This window comes from Kocuria rosea (assembly GCF_006094695.1).
GTDB lineage: Bacteria > Actinomycetota > Actinomycetes > Actinomycetales > Micrococcaceae > Kocuria > Kocuria rosea.
In genome coordinates, this window is record NZ_CP035103.1 from 3688516 (window position 1) to 3710594 (window position 22079).

Annotated in this window: 21 protein-coding genes; 5 read left to right on the forward strand and 16 right to left on the reverse strand. The window is 72.8% G+C overall.

Going from position 1 to position 22079, the window contains the following annotated elements; genetic code table 11:
- Positions 1–63: 63 nt before the first annotated feature.
- The 8 genes from EQG70_RS16805 to EQG70_RS16840 form a co-directional block, all read right to left on the reverse strand.
- Positions 64–1110: an aldose epimerase family protein gene (locus tag EQG70_RS16805; RefSeq protein ID WP_109268401.1), complete on the reverse strand. Its 1047-nt coding sequence runs from the start codon at positions 1108–1110 to the stop codon at positions 64–66.
- Entirely contained in the window at positions 1107–2270 is a 1164-nt protein-coding gene (mmsB, locus tag EQG70_RS16810) for a multiple monosaccharide ABC transporter permease (RefSeq protein WP_095650319.1), read from the reverse strand. The genes EQG70_RS16805 and mmsB overlap by 4 nt, the downstream gene beginning before the upstream one ends.
- 93 nt (positions 2271–2363) lie before the next feature.
- Positions 2364–3893 (reverse strand): multiple monosaccharide ABC transporter ATP-binding protein, encoded by a 1530-nt coding sequence (gene mmsA / locus EQG70_RS16815; protein ID WP_017833604.1) that lies wholly within the window; start codon positions 3891–3893, stop codon positions 2364–2366.
- Between the two features lie 82 nt (positions 3894–3975).
- Positions 3976–5094, reverse strand: a complete 1119-nt coding sequence (chvE, locus tag EQG70_RS16820; protein WP_095650199.1) for a multiple monosaccharide ABC transporter substrate-binding protein — start codon at positions 5092–5094, stop codon at positions 3976–3978.
- Positions 5095–5231: 137 nt separating this feature from the next.
- Positions 5232–6746 carry an L-arabinose isomerase gene (gene araA, locus EQG70_RS16825; protein ID WP_109268402.1) on the reverse strand — a complete coding sequence of 505 codons (1515 nt, stop codon included), beginning with the start codon at positions 6744–6746 and terminating at the stop codon, positions 5232–5234.
- Complete coding sequence (locus tag EQG70_RS16830) at positions 6721–7473, reverse strand: L-ribulose-5-phosphate 4-epimerase (RefSeq protein WP_095650197.1); 753 nt, start codon at positions 7471–7473, stop codon at positions 6721–6723. The genes araA and EQG70_RS16830 overlap by 26 nt, the downstream gene beginning before the upstream one ends.
- Positions 7470–9158, reverse strand: a complete 1689-nt coding sequence (araB, locus tag EQG70_RS16835) for a ribulokinase (RefSeq protein ID WP_109268403.1) — start codon at positions 9156–9158, stop codon at positions 7470–7472. The genes EQG70_RS16830 and araB overlap by 4 nt, the downstream gene beginning before the upstream one ends.
- 171 nt (positions 9159–9329) lie before the next feature.
- Entirely contained in the window at positions 9330–10370 is a 1041-nt protein-coding gene (locus EQG70_RS16840; protein ID WP_109244179.1) for a LacI family DNA-binding transcriptional regulator, read from the reverse strand.
- Between the two features lie 190 nt (positions 10371–10560).
- Between EQG70_RS16840 and EQG70_RS16845 the strand changes: the two genes are divergently transcribed.
- Complete coding sequence (locus EQG70_RS16845) at positions 10561–11544, forward strand: aldo/keto reductase (RefSeq protein ID WP_095650194.1); 984 nt, start codon at positions 10561–10563, stop codon at positions 11542–11544.
- Positions 11545–11677: 133 nt separating this feature from the next.
- Here the strand turns inward: EQG70_RS16845 and EQG70_RS16850 are convergent, their stop codons facing one another.
- On the reverse strand, positions 11678–12454 hold the full coding sequence (locus EQG70_RS16850) for an SDR family NAD(P)-dependent oxidoreductase (protein WP_035923560.1): 777 nt from the start codon (positions 12452–12454) through the stop codon (positions 11678–11680).
- 1 nt (position 12455) lies between these two features.
- Entirely contained in the window at positions 12456–13217 is a 762-nt protein-coding gene (locus EQG70_RS16855) for a FadR/GntR family transcriptional regulator (protein ID WP_109268404.1), read from the reverse strand.
- A gap of 188 nt (positions 13218–13405) precedes the next feature.
- Here EQG70_RS16855 and EQG70_RS16860 point away from each other — a divergent pair, with 188 nt between their 5' ends.
- Complete coding sequence (locus EQG70_RS16860) at positions 13406–14908, forward strand: GntP family permease (protein ID WP_035923564.1); 1503 nt, start codon at positions 13406–13408, stop codon at positions 14906–14908.
- A 133-nt stretch (positions 14909–15041) separates the two neighbouring features.
- Entirely contained in the window at positions 15042–16247 is a 1206-nt protein-coding gene (locus tag EQG70_RS16865; RefSeq protein ID WP_244296586.1) for an MFS transporter, read from the forward strand.
- A gap of 100 nt (positions 16248–16347) precedes the next feature.
- Here EQG70_RS16865 and EQG70_RS16870 read toward each other — a convergent pair whose 3' ends face one another.
- The 6 genes from EQG70_RS16870 to cspE form a co-directional block, all read right to left on the reverse strand.
- On the reverse strand, positions 16348–16917 hold the full coding sequence (locus EQG70_RS16870) for a hypothetical protein (RefSeq protein ID WP_109268405.1): 570 nt from the start codon (positions 16915–16917) through the stop codon (positions 16348–16350).
- Between the two features lie 203 nt (positions 16918–17120).
- Positions 17121–17807, reverse strand: coding sequence for a class F sortase (locus EQG70_RS16875; RefSeq protein ID WP_109268406.1), 687 nt, complete (start codon positions 17805–17807; stop codon positions 17121–17123).
- Between the two features lie 28 nt (positions 17808–17835).
- Positions 17836–18360 (reverse strand): excalibur calcium-binding domain-containing protein, encoded by a 525-nt coding sequence (locus EQG70_RS16880; protein ID WP_109268407.1) that lies wholly within the window; start codon positions 18358–18360, stop codon positions 17836–17838.
- A 176-nt stretch (positions 18361–18536) separates the two neighbouring features.
- Complete coding sequence (nagB, locus tag EQG70_RS16885) at positions 18537–19337, reverse strand: glucosamine-6-phosphate deaminase (protein ID WP_052132706.1); 801 nt, start codon at positions 19335–19337, stop codon at positions 18537–18539.
- Positions 19338–19405: 68 nt separating this feature from the next.
- Positions 19406–20317 (reverse strand): phosphotransferase, encoded by a 912-nt coding sequence (locus tag EQG70_RS16890; RefSeq protein ID WP_109268408.1) that lies wholly within the window; start codon positions 20315–20317, stop codon positions 19406–19408.
- A gap of 188 nt (positions 20318–20505) precedes the next feature.
- Positions 20506–20712 (reverse strand): transcription antiterminator/RNA stability regulator CspE, encoded by a 207-nt coding sequence (gene cspE, locus EQG70_RS16895; protein WP_035923571.1) that lies wholly within the window; start codon positions 20710–20712, stop codon positions 20506–20508.
- A gap of 280 nt (positions 20713–20992) precedes the next feature.
- On the opposite strand from cspE, the gene EQG70_RS16900 reads away from it, so the two are divergent.
- Both EQG70_RS16900 and EQG70_RS16905 read left to right on the forward strand, forming a co-directional pair.
- On the forward strand, positions 20993–21748 hold the full coding sequence (locus EQG70_RS16900) for a 5-oxoprolinase subunit PxpA (protein WP_167508926.1): 756 nt from the start codon (positions 20993–20995) through the stop codon (positions 21746–21748).
- A 90-nt stretch (positions 21749–21838) separates the two neighbouring features.
- Positions 21839–22078 (forward strand): acetyl-CoA carboxylase, encoded by a 240-nt coding sequence (locus EQG70_RS16905; protein ID WP_017834473.1) that lies wholly within the window; start codon positions 21839–21841, stop codon positions 22076–22078.
- The last annotated feature ends 1 nt before the right edge of the window (position 22079 follow it).

Here is a 22079-nt window from a genome sequence, read left to right on the forward strand (position 1 = left end):
GGTCGGCACCGCGGTCTTCGGCCGCATCATGGCGAAGCGGCGCGAGAACAAGGCCGGCGGCCGCTAGTACCGGAAGCGCCACTCGGTGCGGGAGCGGTAGGTCTGCCCCGGGCGCAGCACCGGGTCGGAGAGCTCCGGCCGGTTCGGCGAGTCCGGGTGGTACTGGGGCTCCAGGGCGATCCCCGCTCCCCGCGGATAGGCGCGCCCGCCGGTGCCGGTGATGATGCCGTCCAGGGCGTTGCCCGTGTACACCTGCAGGGCCGGCTGGTCGGTCCACAGCTCCACGGACCGCCCGCTCGCCGGGTGCTCCAGCCGGGCGGCGGCGCGCAGCCCGGTGCCGCGCAGGTGGAAGGAGTGGTCGATCCCGCCCACGGCCGCGATCTGCGGGTGCTCCGCCCGCACCCGGTCCCCGAGCCGGGCGGGGGCGGTGAGGTCCAGCGGCGTCCCGCGCACGGCGGCGAGGCCGTCCAGCGGCACCCCGTCCCGGCCGACCGGCAGGTACCGGTCGGCCTCGACGGTGAGCGTGTGGTCGTCGACCCTCCCCGACCCCTCCCCGGCGAGGTTGAGGTAGACGTGGCTCGCGGGCCCGACCACGGTCGGGGCGTCGGTGCGGGCCTCCAGGTCCAGAGCGAGGACGTCGTCCGTGACGGCGTACCGGGCCCGGAGGACCACCTCGCCGGGAAAGCCCTGGTCACCGTCCGGGCTGACCAGCTCCAGCACCAGGACGTCGCGGCTCGCGGAGACCGTCCGCCAGGTGCGACGGTGGAATCCGTCGGGGCCGCCGTGCAGGGTGTTGCCGCCCTCGTTGGCCGCCAGTTCCACGGTGGTCCCGTCGAGGTCGAAGCGGGCCCCGGCGATCCGGTTGGCGCAGCGGCCGACCACCGCCCCCAGGAAGGCCTCCGGGGGTGCCGCGCAGCCGGCGGCGTCCGGGTGCCCCAGCACCACGTTGGTGCCGGGGCCCCCGGCCGGGCCGGGCAGGTGCAGGGCCTGGACCGCGGCGCCGAGGTCGAGCACGCGCAGGCTCAGCCCGCCCGGGGTAGCGAGGGTGTGCGCGGTGACCTCCCGACCGTCGGGCAGCGTCCCGAAGGACCGCGGGGCGGGCGCGGTCATTTGAGCGCGTTCGAGGCGCGGCGCTTGTTGAACACGTCGAACCCGACCGCCAGCAGGAGCACCAGGCCCTTGATGAACTGCTGGTAGTCGATGCCCACGCCCATGAGGGACATGCCGTTGTTGAGCACGCCCATGATCAGACCGCCGGTGATGGCGCCGATGATGGTGCCCACGCCACCGGTCACGGCGGCGCCGCCGATGAAGGCCGCGGCGATCGCGTCCAGCTCGAACAGGTTTCCGGCGCCCGGCCCGGCGGAGTTGAGCCGGCCGGTGAACACCAGCCCGGCCAGCGCGGCCAGCACGCCCATGTTGACGAAGAGCAGGAAGTCGACGCGCTTGGTGTTCACACCGGACAGCTGGGCTGCCTGGAGGTTGCCGCCGCGGGCGTACACGTGGCGGCCGAACACCGTCCGGTTCATGACGGCGCTGTAGGCGACCACCAGCACGCCGAGGACCACGAGCACGATCGGCGTCCCGCCGCGCGAGCTGGCCAGCAGGAAGGTGAGCGCGAGGATGACGACGACGCCGAAGACCAGCCGCGTGAGGAACCAGGCGCGCGGCTCGTCCTCGAGGTGGAGCTTCGCCCGGTTGGCCCGGCCCCGGAGCTGGCTCAGCACGAGCATGGCCGTGGCGATCAGGCCGATGCCCACCGTGGTCCAGTCCAGGATGTTGGTCGCCGGCGGGAACAGCCCCGGGAAGAGGGAGCCGCCGCCGAGCTGGCGGTACTCCGGCGGGAAGCCGGTGATCCGCTGGTTCTCGAGCACGATCTGCGTCAGCCCGCGGAAGACCAGCATGCCGGCGAGGGTCACGATGAAGGCGGGGATCCCGATGTAGGCCACCCAGAAGCCCTGCCAGGCGCCCACGAGGGCACCGACCGCGAGGGCGGCGAGGAGGGCCACCCACCACGGCAGGCTCCAGTCCCGGATCATGATCCCGGACATGGCGCCCACGAACGCGGCCACCGAGCCGACCGACAGGTCGATGTGCCCGGCCACGATGATCATGACCATGCCGATCGCCAGCAGCAGGATGTAGCTGTTCTGGACGATGATGTTGTAGACGTTGTCCGGCTGCAGCAGCGCGCCGCCGGTCAGGGCCTGGAACAGCGTCACGATCACCAGCAGGGCCAGGAAGATGCCGATCTGGCGGAGCCGGCTCATGAGGAACCGGCCGGCGCCGGCCACGGTGGAGGCCTTCTGCGGGCCCCGGCTGTCGAGAGCCCGGTCCTCGTCGACGAGGGTGGAAGCCATGGGTCAGTCCTTTTCCTTGGTCATGTGCTGCATGAGTCGTTCGGGGGTGGCCTCGGCGATGGGCACCTCGGCGGTGATCCGGCCCTCGGCGAGCGTGTAGATCCGGTCGCAGATCCCCAGCAGCTCCGGCAGCTCGGAGGAGATGACCAGCACCGCCTTCCCCTGTGCGGCCAGCCTGTTGATGATCGTGTAGATCTCGTACTTCGCCCCCACGTCGATGCCCCGGGTGGGCTCGTCGAGGATGAGCACGTCGGGGTCGGCGAACATCCACTTGGACAGGACGACCTTCTGCTGGTTGCCGCCGGAGAGCTTGCCGGTGATCGAGGACACCGAGGGCGCCTTGATGTTCATGCTGGTGCGGTAGTCCTGCGCCACGAGCGTCTCGCGCCCGCCGTCGACCCAGCCCGCGGACGTGAGCTTGCCCAGCGCCGCCGAGGAGATGTTCCGCTTGATGTCGTCGATGAGGTTGAGCCCGTAGCGCTTGCGGTCCTCCGTGGCGTAGGCGATGCCGTGCCGGATCGCCTCGCTGACCGTCCGCGCCGTGATCTCCTCGCCGTTCTTGTACATCCGCCCGGTGATGTTGGACCCGTAGCTGCGCCCGAAGATGCTCATGGCCAGCTCCGTGCGCCCGGCGCCCATCAGCCCGGCGATGCCCACGATCTCGCCCGCCCGCACGGACAGGTGCGCGTTGTCCACCACCACCCGCGAGTGCTCCCGGGGGTGGTGCACGGTCCAGTCCTCGACGCGGAGCACCTCCGCGCCGATGTCGGGAACCCGCTCGGGGTACCGGTTCGTGAGCTCGCGGCCCACCATGCCCTTGATGATCCGGTCCTCGGTGACCGACCCGTCGTGCAGGCTGAGGGTCTCGATGGTCTGCCCGTCGCGCAGGATCGTCACGGAGTCGGCGATCGCCCGGATCTCGTTGAGCTTGTGGCTGATGATGATGCAGGTGATCCCGTCCTCGCGCAGCCCGCGGACCAGGCCCAGCAGGTGCGCGGAGTCCTCGTCGTTGAGGGCGGCCGTGGGCTCGTCGAGGATGAGCAGCTTCACGTCCTTGGAGAGCGCCTTCGCGATCTCCACGAGCTGCTGCTTGCCCACCCCGATGTCCCCGGCCGGGACGCTGGGGTTCACGTCGAGGCCCACGCGCCGGAGCAGGTCGGCGGCCCTGGCGTTGGTCTCGTTCCAGTTGATGAACCCGCGGGTGGCGCGCTCGTTGCCGAGGAAGATGTTCTCCGCGACGGACAGGAACGGGGACAGGGCCAGCTCCTGGTGGATGATGACCACCCCGCTGCGCTCGCTGTCCTTGATGTCCCGGAAGGAGACGGTCTCGCCCTCCAGGACGATGTCCCCCTCGTAGGTGCCGTGCGGGTACACGCCGGACAGGACCTTCATGAGGGTGGACTTGCCGGCGCCGTTCTCCCCGCAGATCGCGTGGACCTCGCCGCGGGCGACGGCCAGGGTGACGTCCTGCAGCGCCTTGACGCCGGGGAAGGACTTGCTGATCCGGCGCATCTCCAGAACGTGCTCGCTCATGCGGGCCTCCTCGTCTCGAGCTGGTGGGTGGGTGGACGGGACGGACCGGCCGGGCGGCGGAGTGCCGCCCGGCCGGTCGCGATCACTCGAGCTCGGACGCCTCGTAGTAGCCGCTGTCCACGAGGACCTCCTGGTAGTTGTCCTTCGTGACGATCTGCGACTCGAGCAGGTAGGCGGGGACCACCTTCACGCCGTTGTCGTAGGTCTCCTCGTCGTTGACCTCGGGCTCCTCGCCCTTCATCAGGGAGTCCACCATGAGCACCGCGCGCTCGCCGAGCTCGCGGACGTCCTTGAAGATCGTGGAGTACTGCTCGTCGTTGACGATCGACTTCACGGACCCGACCTCGGCGTCCTGGCCGGTCACCACGGGCAGCTCGGCCTGGGAGTAGCCGCCGGAGCGCAGCGCGGAGATGATGCCGATCGAGAGGCCGTCGTACGGGGAGAGCACGCCGTCGAGCTGGTCGCCGCCGCCCACCGTGATGAGGTCCTCCATCCGGTCCTGGGCGGTGTCCGGCAGCCAGCGCAGGATGGCGGCCTGCTCGAACTCCGTCTGGCCGCTGGGGACGTTGAGCGTGCCGTCGTCCAGGTAGGGCTTGAGGGTGTCCATCGCGCCGTCCCAGAAGAAGGTCGCGTTGTTGTCGTCGGGGCTGCCGGCGAAGAGCTCCACGTTGAAGGGGCCCTTCTCGCCGGTGGGCTCGCCGTTCTCGTCGAGGACCCCGAGGCCCGTGAGCAGCGACGTGCCCTGCTGCACGCCCACCTCGTAGTTGTCGAAGGTCGTGTAGTAGTCCACGGTGTCCGACTCGTTGATGAGGCGGTCGTAGGCGATCACGGGGATCTCCTGGGTCTCGGCCGTGTCGAGCACGCTGGTCAGCGTGGTGCCGTCGATCGAGGCGATCACCAGGGCCTTGGCCCCGCCGTTGATCATGTTCTCGATCTGGGAGATCTGGGTGGGGATGTCGTCGTTGGCGTACTGGAGGTCCACCTCGTAGCCGAGCTCCTCGAGCTGCGCCTTGACGTTCTCGCCGTCGGCGATCCACCGCTCGGACTGCTGCGTGGGCATCGCCACGCCGATCTTGGCGCCCTCGTTGGAGCCCTCCTCCGCGCCGCCGCCGCGGTTGCCGCCGCAGGCCGTGAGGCCCAGGGCGAGGGTCAGGGCGGTCACCCCGGTGAGGGTCTTCTTCAGGTCGATCTTCGGGGTCATGGTCGTGCCTTTCGTCGGTCCGGGCCGCACTGCCCGGTGGTGGGAGTGTTCGAGCGAGGTCGGTGCTGGTGAGATCTCGTGGTGGTCGTCAGGGGTCCTGGTCATCATGGTCGTTCCGGCCGTCCCGGTCGTCCCGCTCAGAGCTTCTGGGCGAGCCGGTAGTAGGCCGCGTTCCACCGCACCTCGCGCTGGAACTCCCGCAGGGTGGTGGTGTCGTCGATGACGAGCAGCTCGGTCCGGGTCATGTCGGCGAAGTCCCGGATCACGTCGGCGCCCACCGCGGTGCTGAGGACCGTGTGGTGGGCGGCGCCGGCGGTGAGCCAGGCCGCGGCCGAGGTCGCGAGGTCGGGGTGCGGCCGCCAGACGGCCCGGGCCACGGGCAGGTTCGGGAGCGGGGCGTCCGGGGGCACGACGTCCACGGTGTTGGCGGTGAGCCGGAACCGGTCCCGCATGTCGGACATCGCCACGACCACGCCGGGGCCGGCGTCGGTGTCGAAGACCAGGCGCACGGGGTCCTCCCGTCCGCCGATGCCCAGCGGATGCACCTCGAGGGAGGGGCGCGCCGTGGTGAGGCTCGGGCAGACCTCCAGCATGTGGGCGCCGAGGATCTTTTCCTCCCCCGGCACCAGGTGGTACGTGTAGTCCTCCATGAGGGACGCGCCCCCGGGCAGCCCGGCGCCCATGACCTTGGCCGCCCGCACCAGCAGGGCCGTCTTCCAGTCGCCCTCCGCCCCGAACCCGTAGCCGCGGGCCATGAGCCGCTGCACGGCGAGGCCCGGCAGCTGGCGCAGCCCGCCGAGGTCCTCGAAGTTCGTGGTGAAGGCCCCGAAGCCGCCCTCCTCCAGGAACTGGAGCATCCCGAGCTCCTGCCGGGCCCCGTAGCGCAGGGACTCGTGGCGCTCCCCGCCGCGGCGCAGCTCGGGGGCCACGTCGTAGAGCTCCTCGTACTCGGCGACGAGCTCGTCCACGCGGTCCTCGGACTGGGCGTCCACCACGGCCACGAGGTCGTTGACGCCCCAGGTGTTCACGGAGACCCCGAACTGCAGCTCGGCCTCCGTCTTGTCGCCCTCGGTCACGGCGACGTTGCGCATGTTGTCGCCGAACCGGGCCACCCTGAGCCCCTGGACCGCCGCGCGGCCGGCGCACGCGCGCTGCCAGGAGGCGATCTGCGCGGTGACGCCGGGGGTCGAGACGTGGCCCACCACGGTCTTGCGCGGGACGTCGAGCCGGGTCTGGATGTAGCCGAACTCCCGGTCGCCGTGCGCGGCCTGGTTGAGGTTCATGAAGTCGAAGTCGATCTCGCCCCACGGCAGCTCGACGTTGATCTGGGTGTGCAGGTGGAGCAGCGGCTTGCGCAGGGCGTCGAGGCCGGTGATCCACATCTTGGCGGGGCTGAAGGTGTGCATCCAGGCGATCGCCCCGATCACGCCGTCCGCGGCGTTGAGCTCGAGGGCCGTGCGGCGGATCGAGTCCGCGTCCTTGAGCGTGGGCTTCCAGACCACCTCGACGGGCAGCCCGGCCTCGCCCAGCACGCGGACGATCTCGCGGGACTGCTCGGCCACCTGGCGCAGGGTGTCCTCGCCGTAGAGGTCCTGGCTGCCGGTGAGGAACCAGACCTCGTAGTGGTCAAGGGCGGTGGGCTGAGGATTCACGGGTGAGCGCTCCTGGGGTGGTGGGGACGGCCGCGGGCTGCTGGCCGTAGACGTTCTGGTAGCGGTCGAACAGGGAGTCGACGTGCGCGGGGTCGATGGGCAGCGGCTCGCCCAGCTGGCGGGAGAGGTGCACGGTGCGGGCCACGTCCTCGAGCATGGCCGCGGCCTTGACGGCGTCCCGGGCGTCCTTGCCGATGGTGAACGGTCCGTGGCTGAGCATGAGGACCGCGCGGGAGCGGTGGCCGGAGAGGGTCTCCACGATGCCGCGGCCGATCGAGTCGTCGCCGATGATCGCGAAGGGCCCCACGGGGATCTCCCCGCCGAACTCGTCCGCCATGGCCGTCAGGACGCAGGGGATGGCCTCGCCGCGGGCCGCCCAGGCCGTGGCGTAGGGCGAGTGGGTGTGGACCACTCCCCCGACCTCCGGCATGTGCCGGTAGACGTAGGCGTGGGCGGCGGTGTCGCTGGACGGCGAACGCTCCGCACCGGGGGTGCCGGGGACCGGCCGGCCGTCCAGGTCGCACAGGATCTGGTTCTCCGGGCCGAGGTCGTCGTAGCTCACCCCGCTGGGCTTGATCACGAAGAGGTCCGTGCCGGGGACCCGCCCGGACACGTTGCCCGCCGTCCAGACCACCAGCCCGTAGCGGACCAGTTCGGCGTGCAGGTCCGCGACCTCGCGCCGCACGCGGGCGATCCGCTCCTCGAGCTCGGGCGTCAGGGCGTTCACGCGGAGACCTCCTGGGTGGAACGGGCGTTGCGCCGGAGCGCCTTGAGCCGGCGCATGACGTCGCTGCCGCCGCGGCCGAAGTGGTCGTGCAGCGCGGTGTAGTCCTCGTAGAGGACGGAGTAGGCCTCGGTGTGCGCGGGGTTCGGGGTGTAGGCGTTGCGCTCGAGCCGGCCCATCGCCGCGGCGGCCGTCCGGACGTCCGGGTAGGCGCCGGCGGCCACGGCCGCGTGGATGGCGGAGCCCAGGGCCGGGCCCTGGTCGCTGCCGATCACCGAGATCGGCATGCCGAGCACGTCGGCGTAGATCTGCATGAGGAACGCGTTCTTGATCAGCCCGCCGGCCGCCACGAACTCGGTGACGGGGATCCCGGAGGCGGCGAAGGCCTCCACGATCGTGCGGGTCCCGAAAGCGGTGGCCTCCAGCAGGGCGCGGTAGACCTCGTGCGGGCGGGTGGCCAGGGTGAGGCCGACGAGCAGCCCGGAGAGCTCGTGGTCCACGAGCACGGACCGGTTGCCGGACTGCCAGTCCAGGGCCAGGAGCCCGTGCGCGCCCACCGGTTCGCGGCTCGCCTGCTCGGTGAGCAGCTCGTGCACGCTCAGCCCGCGCTCGGCGGCCTCCTCCTGGAGCCGCCCCGGCACGAAGTGGGCCGTGAACCAGCCGAAGATGTCGCCCACCCCGGACTGCCCGGCCTCGTAGCCGTAGAACCCGTCGATGATCCCGCCGTCCACCACGCCGCACATCCCGGGGACCTCGCGCAGGGTGTCGGAGCTCATGACGTGGCAGGTGGAGGTGCCCATGATCGCCACCATCTGACCCGGCGCGGTGGCCCGGGCGGCGGGGGCGCTCACGTGCGCGTCGACGTTGCCCACCGCCACGGCGATGCCGGCGGGCAGGCCCGTCCACTCCGCGGCCTGGGCGCTGAGCGTTCCCGCGGCGGTGCCGAGGGCCCCGATCGGGTGGTCGACCTTGTCCTGCGCGAAGTCGGCGAACCCGGGGTTCAGGGCGCCGAGGAACTCGCGGTCGGGGTACTCGCCGTCCTGCAGGATGCCCTTGTACCCGGCGGAGCACGCGTTGCGCACGTAGCTGCCCGTCAGCTGCCACACGATCCAGTCGGCGGCCTCCACCCAGTGGTCCATGAGGTGGTACAGCTCCGGGTCCTCCTCGAGCAGCTGCAGGCCCTTGGCGAACTCCCACTCGCTCGAGATGAGACCGCCGTAGCGGGCCAGCCAGCGCTCTCCGCGCCGGGCCGCGAGATCGTTGATGCGGTCCGCCTGGCCCTGCGCGGCGTGGTGGCGCCACAGCTTCACGTAGGCGTGCGGGCGGCCCGCCAGGCCGGGCAGCTCGTTGAGGGGCGTGCCGTCGGCCCGGACGGGGACCATGGTGCACGCGGTGAAGTCGGTGCCCACGCCCACCACGGCGCTCGGGTCCACGCCGGCGGCGCGGACGGCGGCGGGCACCGCGTGCCGCAGGACGTCCACGTAGTCGGCGGGGACCTGCAGCGCCCACTCGGGCGGCAGGGCCTCCCCCGTGGCGGCGAGCACGGTGTCCATCACGCCGTGCTCGTACTCGTGCACCGCGGAGCCCATCTCGGCGCCGTCGTGCACCCGCACGACGACGGCCCGCCCCGACAGGGTGCCGTAGTCGACGCCGATGACGTACGTGGGATCTGGGCTGGGCTGGCTCACGGAGGACCTCGTTGTCGTTCGAGCCGCACGTTCCGAAAGGGGCGGCCGCCGGCCGGCCCACCTCGGAATGTGAACGGTCACATCTGATGTTCGGGCCAACGTACCGCAGCGTGGAAGCACGTGTCCCACATCACTTGATAACAGTTTGGTAACGGCGTGGCCGGGGGTCCATCAGCCCTGGTCGGCGGCGGGCGCGGCCGTGGACTCGCGGACCACGAGCACGGGCTCCACGTCCCCCGGCCGGACCGGCTGCTCCCCCCGCAGCTCCGCGAGCAGCACGGCCATGCAGCGCCGGCCCAGCTCGGGGAAGTCCTGGCGCACCGTGGTCAGCGGCGGCAGGAAGTGCGCGGCCTCCGGGACGTCGTCGAAGCCCACCACGCTGACGTCCCCGGGCACGCCCAGCCCGGCCTCGGCGAACGCGTGCACGAGACCGAGCGCGATGTGGTCGTTGCCGCAGAAGACCGCGCTGAGCCCCCGGCGCCCGCGCAGTCCGAGCCCTGCGCGGTAGCCGGAGTCCGCGGTCCACGCCCCGGCGGGGACCACCACGGGCTCGAACCCCCAGGCGGTCATCTCCTCGCGGTAGCCCTGGCGGCGGGCGTCCGTCTCGACCCATCCCTCGGGGCCGGGGACGTGGACCACGCGGTGGTGCCCCAGCTCCAGCAGGTGGCGGGTGGCCAGCCGGGCCCCGGCCAGCTGGTCGACCGACATCCGGTGGTCCTCGCTGTGCAGGGAGTGCACGGTGACGAACGGGATCCGGATGGACAACTGCTCGATCACCTCCAGTGTGCGCGACTGCGGCGCGAGGATCACCAGCCCCTCCACCGCGTGGCCGACCATCCGGTCCAGGGCCGACTCGATGGAGGCGCGGTCCGCGTGGTCGATGTGGGCGGTGTCCACGACGTAGCCGGCCTCGTCGGCCGCCGTCTCGACCGCCCGGAGGCTGGCCGACGGGCCGTACTCGGCGCCCGAGGAGACGAGGGCGCCGATGGTCCTCGACTCGCTCGTGACCAGGGCGCGGGCGGCCCGGTTGGGCCGGAACCGCAGCTCCTCCATGGCCTGCAGCACCCGCTGCCGGGTCGAGTCGCGCAGCGCGGGGTGCCCGTTGATCACCCGGGAGACCGTCTGGTGGGAGACCCCGGCCGCGCGGGCCACGTCCCGGATGTTGGGGGCGCGCGGAGGCCGTGCGGAGTTCGCACCACCCTCAACGGTCATGGCCAGAACGGTACTGCACGGCACCGGACGGACCCAGTGGAGGGGTCCCCGGGAGGGACCTCCACCCCTCCGGTGCTTGCGCGGCGGACACGTCGCACCGCATGGTGGTCCCCGGCGCCCCCGGAACCCGGGCCGCCGTCCCCCGGGCCCCCGGGAGACCCTCCACCGATCGCGGAACGGGATTCTACGCATGGAGCAACGCACACTCGGCAGGACCGGACGGAAGGTCTCCACCGTGGGCCTGGGCACGTGGCAGCTGGGCGCGGACTGGGGGGACGTCGACCCCGCCGAGGCCACCGCCGTCCTGGAGGCCGCCGTGGAGTCGGGGGTCACGTTCTTCGACACCGCCGACGTCTACGGCGACGGCCGCAGCGAGCAGACCATCGGCGCGTTCCTGCGCGAGCGCCCCGACCTGGACATCACCGTGGCCACGAAGATGGGCCGCCGCGCGGACCAGGTCCCGGAGAACTACACCCTCGCGAACTTCCGGCAGTGGGTGGACCGCTCGCGCCGGAACCTGGGCACCGACACCCTCGACCTGGTCCAGCTGCACTGCCCGCCCACGCCGGTATACAGCGACCAGGAGGTCTACGACGCCCTGGACACCCTGGTCCAGGAGGGCGCGATCCGCCACTACGGCGTCAGCGTGGAGCGCACCGACGAGGCGCTCGCGGCCATCGCCCGCGGGAGCACCGCCACCGTCCAGATCATCCTCAACGCCTTCCGGCTCAAGCCGCTGGACGCCGTGCTGCCGGCGGCGAAGGAGGCCGGGGTGGGGATCATCGCCCGGGTGCCGCTGGCCTCGGGGCTGCTGTCCGGGAAGTACACGGCGGACACCCGGTTCGCGGCCGACGACCACCGCAACTACAACCGCGGCGGCGAGGCCTTCGACGTCGGCGAGACGTTCTCCGGAGTGGACTTCCAGCGCGGCCTCGAGGCCGTCCGCGAGTTCGCCGGGCTGCTCCCGGACGGGGTGACCACGGCGCAGGCCGCGATCGCGTGGATCATCGCCCAGGACGGCGTCAGCACCGTGATCCCCGGGGCGCGCAGCGTGGAGCAGGTCCGCGGCAACGCCTCGGCGGCGGACACCGGGGACCTGGGCCGGGAGATCGACGCCGGGGTCCGCAGGATCTACGACGCGTACTTCCGGGCGGACATCCACCCCCGCTGGTGAGCCCCTCCGGCACCTCCCCGGAAGAGCCCGGGGAGGTGCCGGACGACGCCGGGGCAGTGCCGAGCCGGCGCCGTCCCGGCGTCGTTCCGGGCGACGACCGGGGCAGCCGCCGCGACCGGGAAATGCGGTGCGGCTAGGAGATCTGCAGCCCCCCGTTGATGTCGTATGTCGCCGCGGTGATGAATCCGGCGTCCTGTCCCACGAGGAACGCGAGCAGGGCCGCCATGTCCCGCACGGTGCCCACACGCCCCACCAGGATGTCCTTGGACATGTCCGCCTTGCGCTCGTCGCTCAGCGTGCCGCCCATGATGTCGGTGTCCACGGGACCGGGGGCGATGCAGTTCACGGTGATCCCGTGCTCGCCCATCTCGCGCGCCACGGCCCGGGTGAAGCCGATGATCGCGGCCTTGGACGCGCTGTAGGCCACCTTGGAGTAGGTCCCGCCGCCGCGCTGGGCGGAGATCGAGGAGACGCTGACCACGCGGCCGAGCTTGCGCTCGATCATCCCGGCCAGCACGCGCTGGGTCATCATGAACGTGCCGGTCATGTTGATGGCGAAGACCCGGTCCCACGCCTCCCGGGTCTCCTGCATGAACTCCGTGGGCGAGCTGATGCCCGCGAGGTTGACGAGGGCCACGATCGGCGGGAGCTCCGCCTCGACCCGTGCGACGGACTCGTCCACGGAGGCCTGGTCGGACACGTCCGTGCGCAGCCCGAGGGCCTGCACCCCGTGCCGTCCGGCGATGTCCTGGGCGGCCTCCGCGGCGGCCTCGCCGTCGATGTCGAGGACGGCGACGTTCCAGCCCTGGCTCGCGAGCAGGTCGGCGGTGGCGCGGCCGATGCCGCGCGGGGAGGCGGCGCCGGTGAGCACGGCGGTGCGCTCGGCGGGGAAGGCGATGGTCTCGGTCATGTCAGTCGTCTCCTGTGCTGTGGGGAAAGGGTCCGGTTGCCGGGTCGGGACCGCCGGGTGCGGTCCCGCCGCCGATGTAGTGCTCATAGTCGGCGTAGGTCTGGTCGATGTGGGCCTCCATGGCCTTGCGCGCCGTCTCGGGGTCGCGGGTGCCGATGGCCTCCAGGACGAGCCGGTGGTGCTCGATGGCGTGCCGCTGCACCTCGGGGAAGGCGGAGGTCGCCCGCCGCTCGGCGTAGAGCAGCTGGGAGAGCTGGGCCAGCAGGACGGACACGAACGGATTGCCCGAGGCCCGGAGCACCACGTCGTGGAAGGCCATGTCGGCGCGGGTGACCTCGTCCAGGTCCTGCGCCTCGTGCGCGCGCTGGAGGTCCCGGACCGCGGTCTCCATCGCGGCGAGGTCCTCCGGGGTGACGTGCACGGCGGCCAGCTCCGCGGAGCCGGTCTCCACCATGCGCCGCACCTCCAGCAGCCGCAGCGCCACCTGGTGGGAGGTCGCCCCCCGGGAGGCGGCCTTCAGGATCGCCTCGAGGCCGGTCCACGCGTCGGGGGGGTTGACGTAGGTCCCGAGGCCGCGCCGCACGTAGACGATGTTCTGCGCCTGGAGCGCCTTGAGGGCCTCGCGCACGGTGAGCCGGCTGACGTCGGACTCCCGGGCGATCTCCGCCTCGGGGGGCAGAGCCTCGTGCGCGCCCACCTCGCCCTCGAGGATGCGCTCGAGCAGGTCCTCGGCGACGGCCTCGACCAGCGACTTCCTAGCCATCGGCTCGCCGCCGCGCCGCGGCCCTCACGGGGGGAGCGGTGCGCACGTCGGGATCGGGGTTCACGGCGCGTACCTGCCTCTTGTCAGACGTCATATGTGTGACTAGCCTCACATGGAGCGCCGCTCTCGTCAATTCCCGCGCCCGGGCAGCAGCCCGGCCGTCCCACGTCCCCGAGGAGCCGATCACCGTGGATCTGCAACTACTCCTGGCACTCGTGCTGGGCATCGCCACCATCATCGTCCTGGTGCTGCGCACGCGCCTGGACGCGTTCGTGGCGCTGCTCATCGCCGCCCTCGTCACCGGTCTGGTCGCGGGCCAGCCGGTGCTCGACATCGTCTCGGCCATCACCACCGGCTTCGGCAACACCCTGGCCTCGATCGGCATCGTGATCGGCCTCGGCGTGGGCATCGGCAAGATCCTCGAGGTGTCGGGGGCCGCCAACGCGCTCGCCCTCGCCTTCCTCCGCGTCTTCGGCCACGGCCGCGAGCCATGGGCGATGGGCAGCGTGGGCGCCCTGGTCTCGATCCCCGTGTTCTGCGACTCCGGCTACGTGATCATGAACCCGCTCGCCCGGTCCATCGCCCGGGTGAAGCGCGCCGGCTACGTGACCCTCGCCCTGGCGCTGGGCTGCGGCATGACGCTCACCCACCACCTCGTGCCGCCCACCCCGGGCCCCCTGGCCGTGGCCGGCATCCTCGGCGCGGACATCGGAGCGATCATCCTCGTCGGCCTGGCCTTCACCGTGCTCCTGCTGCCCGTCGTGGTCTTCTACGCCAAGTGGATCGGCCCCCAGCTCGAGCCCAAGATCGAGGAGCACGTGCGCGAGGCCGTCTACGGCACCGTTGCCACGGCCGGCGTCGGGGGCAGCTCCCGTGTCGGGAGCACGGACCTGGAGGACGGCCCCCGGGACGGTCTCGACGACGAGGCGGCTCAGGCGCCCGCCGCGGAGCCGTCCCACGACCTCGGCGAGCCGCCGGCCGGCGCCGAGCCGCACCGGATCGGCGCGTTCGTCGGATCCCTGCCGCTGGTCATCCCGCTGCTGCTGATCATCCTCAACACGGTCACCGGCGCGATCGACCAGAACGCCCAGGGGGTCGTGGGCGGCGACGGGTACGAGCCCTCCGCCTGGGCGGTCCCGTTCGCCTTCATCGGCAACCCGGTGGTCGCGCTGATCATCGGCATGGTCCTGGCCCTCTACGTGCTCCTGCCCCGGTGGACGCCCCGGAACAAGGCGCACGGCTGGTTCGCCGAGGCCGCGGCCTCGGCCGGTCTGATCCTGCTCATCACGGGCGCCGGCGGCGCGCTGGGCCAGGTGCTCCGCAGCTCCGGCGTGGGCGACGCCCTGGCCGAGGCCATCGCCTCCACCCCGCTGCCCGCGTTCCTCGTGCCGTTCCTCATCGCCACCCTCGTGCGCATCGCCCAGGGCTCCGGCACGGTGGCCATGATCACCGCGGCCTCCGTCTCGGCGCCGCTGGTGACCACCCTGGGCATCGACCCCGTCGTCGCCGCCGTGGCCTGCACGGCGGGCTCCATGGTGTTCAGCTACTTCAACGACTCCTACTTCTGGGTGGTCACCCGCTTCACCGGGCTGGAGGGCACGGACGCGCTGAAGGGCTGGTCCGGGATCACCACCGCCGTCTGGGCCGGGTCCATCCCGCTGCTGTTCGTCCTCAACCTCATCCTGGGCTGACCGCGGCAGGACGACGACAGGTCTCCGGCACAGGACCGGACAGCACCGGTCGGGACGGGGCGGCGTGCCGGGGCACGCCGCCCCGTCTACGCTGTCCGGAGATCCTCCCTCCCGCGTCCTGAAAGGGTGTGCCGTGCTCACCAACGCGTCATCGGCCACGGGCCGGCGAGCCCGCCTCGGCTTCGGCTTCCTCGGCGTGGTGCTGATCGCGGTCAACCTGCGGGTCGGCTTCGTGACCGTGGGGCCGCTGCTCGAGGAGATCAGCCGCGACCTCGGCATCTCGGCGGGCCAGGCCGGGCTGCTGACCGGGCTGCCGCTGGCCATGTTCGCCCTGTTCTCCCCCGTGGCCCCGGCGGTGGCCGCCCGGACCGGCCTGGACCGGGCCCTGTGGCTGTCGCTGCTGCTGCTCGCGGCCGGGATCGCCGGCCGTTCCGCCCCGGTGGAGGGCGCCGTGTGGGTGGGCACGGCGGTGATCGGCATCGGCATCGCGTTCCTCAACGTGCTGCTGCCCTCGTTGGTGAAGCGGGAGTTCCCGCTGCGCGTGAGCCAGGTGACCGGCGTGTACACGTCGATCCAGGGCGCGGTGGCCGCGGCCGGCTCGGCGCTGGTGGTCCCGATCGCCCACTCCGGGCCGGCGGGCTGGCGCCTGGCCCTGGCGGTGTGGGCGGTGCCGGCCGTCGTGGCGCTGGTGGTGCTCTCGCCCGGGCTGCGGACCGGGAGCTCCGGCCCGGCGGTCCCCGCGGCGGAACTGGGCCCCTACCGGTCCCCGTGGCGGTCGGCGCTGGGCTGGCAGGTCACCCTGTTCATGGGCCTGCAGTCGGTGGCGTTCTACGTGCTCATGGCGTGGCTGCCGAGCATCGAGCGCAGCCACGGCGTCTCGGCGACCGCTGCGGGCACGCACATGGCGCTGTTCCTGCTGATCGGGATGGGCGCCAGCCTGGGCACCGGGGCGCTCATGCACCGGCTGGGCGACCAGCGGCCCGTGGCCTTCGCGGGCAGCGCCCTGGCCCTGGCCACCTTCGCGGGGCTGGCCGCCGCGCCTGAGCTGACGCTGCTGTGGATCGTGCTCGGGTCGATCGGCTGCGGCAGCCTCATCGTCGTCGCGCTGTCCCTGTTCAGCCTCCGGTCCACCGACCACCGCCAGGCGGCGGCTCTGTCCGGGATGGCCCAGTCCGTGGGCTACGCGCTGGCCGCGATCGCCCCCGCCGTCTTCGGCGCCCTCTACGACGCCGGAGGGCGGTGGGAGCCGCCGCTGCTGCTCATGGCGGGTCTCATGGCGGTGCTGTGCGTCGTGGCCCTCTTCGCCGGGCGCGACCGCGTCATCGGGCCGGGCCGCTGAGCGGTCCGCGCCGCCCGTCACGGCGGAACGCCGCCCGGCCGCGGCGGCCGGGCGGCGTTCCGGTGGGGACTGCCGGGCGCCCGAGGGGCGCCGGAGCGGATCAGACCATGCGGCGCGGGGCGAACCACTCCTTGACCGGGGCCTTGAACGCGGTGACCAGCCACAGGACGTTCACCACGACCAGCACCAGCCCGAGGACCAGCAGGACGATCCCCAGCCCGCCGTAGGCCATCGCGCCGAGGAGGCCGATCAGCGTCCCGACCACGCTGAGGATGGACAGGACGATGCCCAGGACGCGGGCCCAGTTCTTGCCCTTCTTCAGGAACACGTAGACGAGGGCGTACAGGCCCAGGGCGATCACCAGCATCACGATGCCGGTGATCTGCCCGATGCCCGAGGCCTGGTCGGCCGCCGCGATCTGGTCGGCGGACAGGCCCATCTCCCGGTACATCTCGGTGGTGTCCACGGTGGTCGCGACGATGATCCCCACGATGTCGTTGAGGAGGTAGACGGCCGCGGAGACGAGGGTCAGGGTCAGGAGCCGCTTGACCTCGGGGGGCGCGGCGCCGGGGTGCCCGCCCTGATGGGCTCCGTACTGGTCGCCGCCGGCCTGGTACTGCGGCGGGCCGCCGCGGGCGCCCTCGGGCTGCTGGGGATAGGGGTTGCTCATGAGGATCTCCTTCGGTGGAACGGCAACGGCACAGGATGCGCCCTCCCATCCTCCCCCGCGGTGTGCGATCGCACCTCCGTCTTCAGGACGAGGCGTGTCCCCCGCCCCGGGCCCTGCGCCCTGGGGCCCGCGAGATCGCAGGTGTCGGCGACGGCGGCGCCCCCGGTCGCCGGCAGCTGCCATCTCGCGGGAGAAGGGAGGGGTCAGGTGGCGAGGGTCGCGTAGACCACGTAGTTGTCGTCGAACAGGCCGGTGGCGGGGTCGTAGCCGTCGCACGTGATCAGGCGCAGCTCCGCCCCGGCCGTGTTGCCGTAGACGGCCCGTGTGGGAAAGGCGTTCTTGGCGTGCTGCTCCCCGCGGTCGACGACGAACACCGCCGTGCTGCCGTCCGCCCGCGTGATCTCCACGGTGTCGCCGGGGGCCAGCCCGCGCAGCCCCGCGAAGACACCGGGCCCGCCGTCGGTCGCGTTGACGTGGCCGAGCAGGACGGCCGGCCCCCGCTCCCCCGGCGTGGGCGAGGACGTGTACCAGGAGGCCGGGGCCCCGGGGCCGGTCGGCGGCACCTCCAGCGACCCGTCCGGGCGCAGGCCCAGGTGCAGCAGCTCGGACGAGGCCCCCACCGCGGGGATCCGCACCGCCACGGGCGCGGACTCCGGCAGCACCGGCGGCAGCGCCTCGGGCGCCGGGGCGGCGGACGGTGCGGCAGCCGGTGTGGTGGGCGCGGCCGTCGCACCCGGCGCCGGCGTCCGCGCCGGCGCGGCGGACACCGCCGACGACGACGGGGCGGGGGGCTGCGCGGGGGACCCGCCCGCGCAGCCGCTGAGCAGCAGGAGGACGACCGCCGCAGGGACCAGGCGGCCCCTGCGGCGGTCGGCGGTCGGATCCGGCACGGGGACCGGTCCCTCCGCCCGGCCCGGCCTAGGCCCGGCCGGCACCGCGCCGGCGCACCGCCACCGCGGCGGCCGCCGCCGAGGCCACCGCCGCCAGGGCCAGACCGCCGGCGAGGACCGGGGCTCCGGAACCGGCGTCCACGGCGGCACCGGTGTCGGCGCCGCCCACGGGCACCTCGTCCACCTGGGTGTACGGGTCCTCGGCAGGCACTTCCCCGGGCACCTCGCCGGGCTGGGCGTCCGGCCCGGGGCCGGCGCCGGGGACCCAGTCGATGACGGTGTGGCTCCAGCCCCCCGATGCGTTCTCCACGGGGATGCGGGTGGGGTCGTAGGGCCACTCGGCGCTCTCGCACACGACGCCGTCGCCGTCGTCGTCGACGAGGCTCGTGCTGTAGCTGACGGAGCCCACCGGGATGTTGTGGACGCCGTACCCGGCGGCCGTGGCGCAGTCGGTGAAGACCATCGCGTCACCGGGCGCGGCCGTCGCCGGTCCCGCCGTCAGGACCACGAGCCCGATCACCGCCGCCGCCACGCCCGCTGCACTGTTCTTCATGGTGTTCCCTCGCTTCTGGGAGTGCTGATGTGCAAGCGCATCGTAGGAGGTTCACCACTGCAACGTCACGGGTCGGATAGTGATGCCGGCGTCCGCGCGGCGCGGCGGGCCCGGTTTCCGGCGGAAATCTGCCATTTCCGCTCTGACTGGTTGCATCGCGGTGCATTCTGTGAGTTTCATGACGCGGGCGCGGAACCGTCCGATCCTCGCCCATCCCCCTGGTCCGGGACAGGGCTGTGGCCGTCCCCGAGCGTCAGCCCGCTCGCGGCGGCTTCGTCGAGGACCAGCGTGGTCCGGGGGTGGAACTGCAGCACCGACGCCGGGCACCGGGCGGCCACCGGACCCTCCACGGCCGCGGCGACGGCCGCCGCCTTCCGCTCCCCCTGCGCGACCAGGAGCACCTGGCGTGCCTCGAGGATCGTGCCCAGCCCCTGGGTGAGGCAGTGGGTGGGGACGTCGTCGGGCCGGTCGAAGAAGCGGGCGTTGTCGGCGCGCGTCTGCGCGGATAGAGCCGCGACGCGGGTGCGGGAGGACAGCGACGAGATCGGTTCGTTGAAGCCGATGTGGCCGTTCGTGCCGATCCCCAGGACCTGGAGGTCGATGCCGCCGGCCGCGGCGATCGCCCGCTCGTACTCCTCGGCGGCCCCGCCCAGATCGGCGCGGGAGGCGTCGGGCACCCGGACCTGCTCCGGGGCCAGGCCGAAGGGCCGGACGACCTCCCGGTCCAGGTACGCGGCGTAGCTGCGCGGGTGCTCCGGCGGGAGACCGACGTACTCGTCGAGGGCGAAGCACGTGAGGTGCGAGAGGTCGAGCGATCCCTCGGCCCGGCGCCGGGCCAGCTCCCGGTAGATCCCGACCGGCGACGACCCGGTGGCCACCCCCAGCACGGTGTCCGGCTCTTGGGCGATCCGGCCGGCGACGACGTCGGCCGCGTACGTGGCGACGTCCGCGGCGGTCGGCACGATGACGATGTCCATGAGCTGCCCCTCCTCGTGCACTGGGAGGCCCATTGTCCTCGGACCGGTGGCAGGCGATCCAGCGGGGTTCAGGAGCCGGGGTCCAGCTGCGCGGCCGCGTGCCGGAGCACGGGACCGAAGTCCGGGCCGGCGCCGGGGCTCGCCGCCAGCGCCGCGACGTACAGGGCGGCCCAGGCGGCGGCGCGGCGCCACACGTCGTCGTCGTACCGGCCGGTGCTGTCCGTGACGGCGCGGAACGCGGAGCGCTGGTCCGCGTCGAAGGCCAGCCACGCGCCGGCGAGGTCGGACGCGGGGTCCCCGGCGCAGACGTCCCCGAAGTCGACGAGACCGGCCAGTCGCCCGCCCCGGTGCACGAGGTTCCAGGGGTGCGGGTCCCCGTGCAGCCAGACCGCCGGCCGTGACCACGGGGCGGCGCGCAGGCCGTCGTCGACGACGCCGCGGAGCCGCTCGGTGCGCCGCGCCCCGAGCAGCGCGGCCGCGGCCGGCCAGGACGGGGCCGCCGCGCGGAGCCGCGCGTCGAGCGGGACGCCCCGGTAGGGGTTGCGCGGGGCCTCCCCGGGTGCCGGCCGGTGCAGCGAGGACAGGGCCCGGGCCAGGTCCTCCGCGAGCCGCCCGCGCCGGGCGACCGGCAGGGTCGCGACGGCCTCGCCCTCGATCCACCGGACCACTGCCCAGGGCCACGGGTACCCGGCGCCGGGGACGCCGCGGAACACCGGCCGGGGCACGGCGATCCCCAGCGCGACCAGCGGTGCGCCGGCCACGGCCGTCCACCGCACCTCGTGGAGCAGGCACGGGACGGCGGCGCGGCGCACCGGCAGGCGCACCGCGTGGGCGGGGCCGAGCCGGAACAGCACGTTGTCCCAGCCCTGCGCCACCGGGGTCGGCGTCTGGTCCAGGAGCTCGCGGAGCTCCCGCGGCAGCTGCGCCGCCAGCAGGCGGCGCACCTGGGCGGCCGTCGGCTGCACCTCGACCTCGGGCATCGTCCACCCCTCCTCCCGGCTGCGTCGGCTCGGGCGCACCCCGATCCAGGCTGCCGGACCCGGGACCCGGTGCGGGGGGTCCGGCAGAAAAAAACATCGCCACCCGGCCGGAGCCGGGTGGCGATGTCAGGTCGACGCCGGGGCGTTCAGCCCCGCGCCGGAGATCTCACGAGGAGATCAGAGCGTGATCACGCAAGCACGGTGATGTTCGCGGCCTGGGGGCCCTTGGGGCCGTCCTGGGTCTCGAACTCGACGCGCTGGTTCTCCTCGAGGGAGCGGAATCCGCCGGAGTTGATCGCGGAGAAGTGCGCGAACACGTCCTTGGAGCCGTCCTCGGGGGTGATGAAGCCGAAGCCCTTGTCGGCGTTGAACCACTTCACGGTGCCAGTAGTCATGGGGAACCTGTCTTTCTGGGAAACGGAGCGTCCCCGGCGATCGGGGTGCTCGGGCGTTGCGATGCCTGCCAAAACGTCTTCTCAGAAAAACTGCTGCGCCCGATGTCCGGGCGAACTGCTTGAACTGCAAGAACGAAACTTCAACAACTGGTGATGACTCTACAGGTGTTCGGGGAAAAGCACAGTGACGGGCCCCACTGCCCCCGCGGACACCCCGAGATCGCCGGGGGATCGCCCCGAGGCCGTTCCCACGGGCGCGTCGCGTCCATAGGCTGTGACCATGGCCACACCTGAGACCCGCACCCGGCCCACCGTCAACTCGGACATGGGCGAGGGGATCGGCCTGCACCGCTTCGGCAACGACCCGGAGCTGCTGCAGGTCGTGGACCTCGCCAACGTCGCCTGTGGCTTCCACGCCGGGGACCCGGACATCATGTCCGCCACCGTGGCCGCCGCCGTGGCCCACGACGTCGCGATCGGCGCCCACCCCTCCCTGCCCGACCAGTGGGGCTTCGGCCGCCGCGCCATGGTGCTCGCCCCGGAGGAGGTCGAGTCCCTGGTCCGCTACCAGGTGGGCGCCCTCACCGGCTTCCTGCTCCAGCACGGGGCGGACCTGCACCACCTCAAGCCGCACGGCTCGCTCTACGGGATGGTCGCCAAGGACCCGGCGCTCATGGAGGCGGTGGCGGCGGTGGCCGCCGACTACCGCGTGCCCGTGCTCGGCATGGCCGGCACCGCCCACGAGTCCGTGTGCGCCGAGCGCGGCGTGCCGTTCGTGGCCGAGCTCTACGTGGACCTCGACTACAACGCCGAGGGCGGGCTGATCATCCAGCGCACGCCCCACGCCACCGACCCGCGCGCCGCCGCGGACCGGGTGGCGCAGGCCCTGGCCGAGGGGGTCGTGCGGGCCGAGGACGGCACGGAGCTGCCGATGCGCTTCGAGTCGGTCTGCGTGCACTCCGACGCCCCGGGGGCGCCCGCGGTGGCCCGCGCCGTCCGCGCGGCGATCGACGCCCACGCGGCGACGGGCACCTGACCCGCCCGGCCGCCGTCGTCCCGGCCTTCCGACCCGGACCCGGTGCCCGCCGACCCCACGTCTCCCCACCCGACCGAAAGGACCCGCACCATGACCGAGATCCAGTCCCCGCTCCCCGGTGTCTTCTACCGCCGCCCCTCACCCGACAAGGACCCGTTCGTCCGGGACGGCGACCCGGTCGAGGCCGGCCAGGTCATCGGTCTCATCGAGGTGATGAAGCAGTTCTCGGAGGTCCAGTCGGACGCCGCCGGCACGATCCAGGCCTTCGAGGTGGAGGACGGCGACATGGTCAACCCGGGGGACGTCATCGCCGTCGTCGCGGAGAGCTGAG

Bases quoted from the DNA above. Each gene is read 5' to 3' on its own strand.
- mmsB (WP_095650319.1), bottom strand. From the start codon at position 2,270: ATGAGCCGGCTCCGCCAGATCGGCATCTTCCTGGCCCTGCTGGTGATC.
- EQG70_RS16880 (WP_109268407.1), bottom strand. From the start codon at position 18,360: ATGAAGAACAGTGCAGCGGGCGTGGCGGCGGCGGTGATCGGGCTCGTG.
- EQG70_RS16855 (WP_109268404.1), bottom strand. From the start codon at position 13,217: ATGGCTAGGAAGTCGCTGGTCGAGGCCGTCGCCGAGGACCTGCTCGAG.
- mmsA (WP_017833604.1), bottom strand. From the start codon at position 3,893: ATGAGCGAGCACGTTCTGGAGATGCGCCGGATCAGCAAGTCCTTCCCC.
- EQG70_RS16845 (WP_095650194.1), top strand. From the start codon at position 10,561: ATGGAGCAACGCACACTCGGCAGGACCGGACGGAAGGTCTCCACCGTG.
- EQG70_RS16840 (WP_109244179.1), bottom strand. From the start codon at position 10,370: ATGACCGTTGAGGGTGGTGCGAACTCCGCACGGCCTCCGCGCGCCCCC.
- EQG70_RS16900 (WP_167508926.1), top strand. From the start codon at position 20,993: ATGGCCACACCTGAGACCCGCACCCGGCCCACCGTCAACTCGGACATG.
- nagB (WP_052132706.1), bottom strand. From the start codon at position 19,337: ATGGACATCGTCATCGTGCCGACCGCCGCGGACGTCGCCACGTACGCG.
- EQG70_RS16905 (WP_017834473.1), top strand. From the start codon at position 21,839: ATGACCGAGATCCAGTCCCCGCTCCCCGGTGTCTTCTACCGCCGCCCC.
- cspE (WP_035923571.1), bottom strand. From the start codon at position 20,712: ATGACTACTGGCACCGTGAAGTGGTTCAACGCCGACAAGGGCTTCGGC.
- EQG70_RS16850 (WP_035923560.1), bottom strand. From the start codon at position 12,454: ATGACCGAGACCATCGCCTTCCCCGCCGAGCGCACCGCCGTGCTCACC.
- chvE (WP_095650199.1), bottom strand. From the start codon at position 5,094: ATGACCCCGAAGATCGACCTGAAGAAGACCCTCACCGGGGTGACCGCC.
- EQG70_RS16870 (WP_109268405.1), bottom strand. From the start codon at position 16,917: ATGAGCAACCCCTATCCCCAGCAGCCCGAGGGCGCCCGCGGCGGCCCG.
- EQG70_RS16890 (WP_109268408.1), bottom strand. From the start codon at position 20,317: ATGCCCGAGGTCGAGGTGCAGCCGACGGCCGCCCAGGTGCGCCGCCTG.
- EQG70_RS16805 (WP_109268401.1), bottom strand. From the start codon at position 1,110: ATGACCGCGCCCGCCCCGCGGTCCTTCGGGACGCTGCCCGACGGTCGG.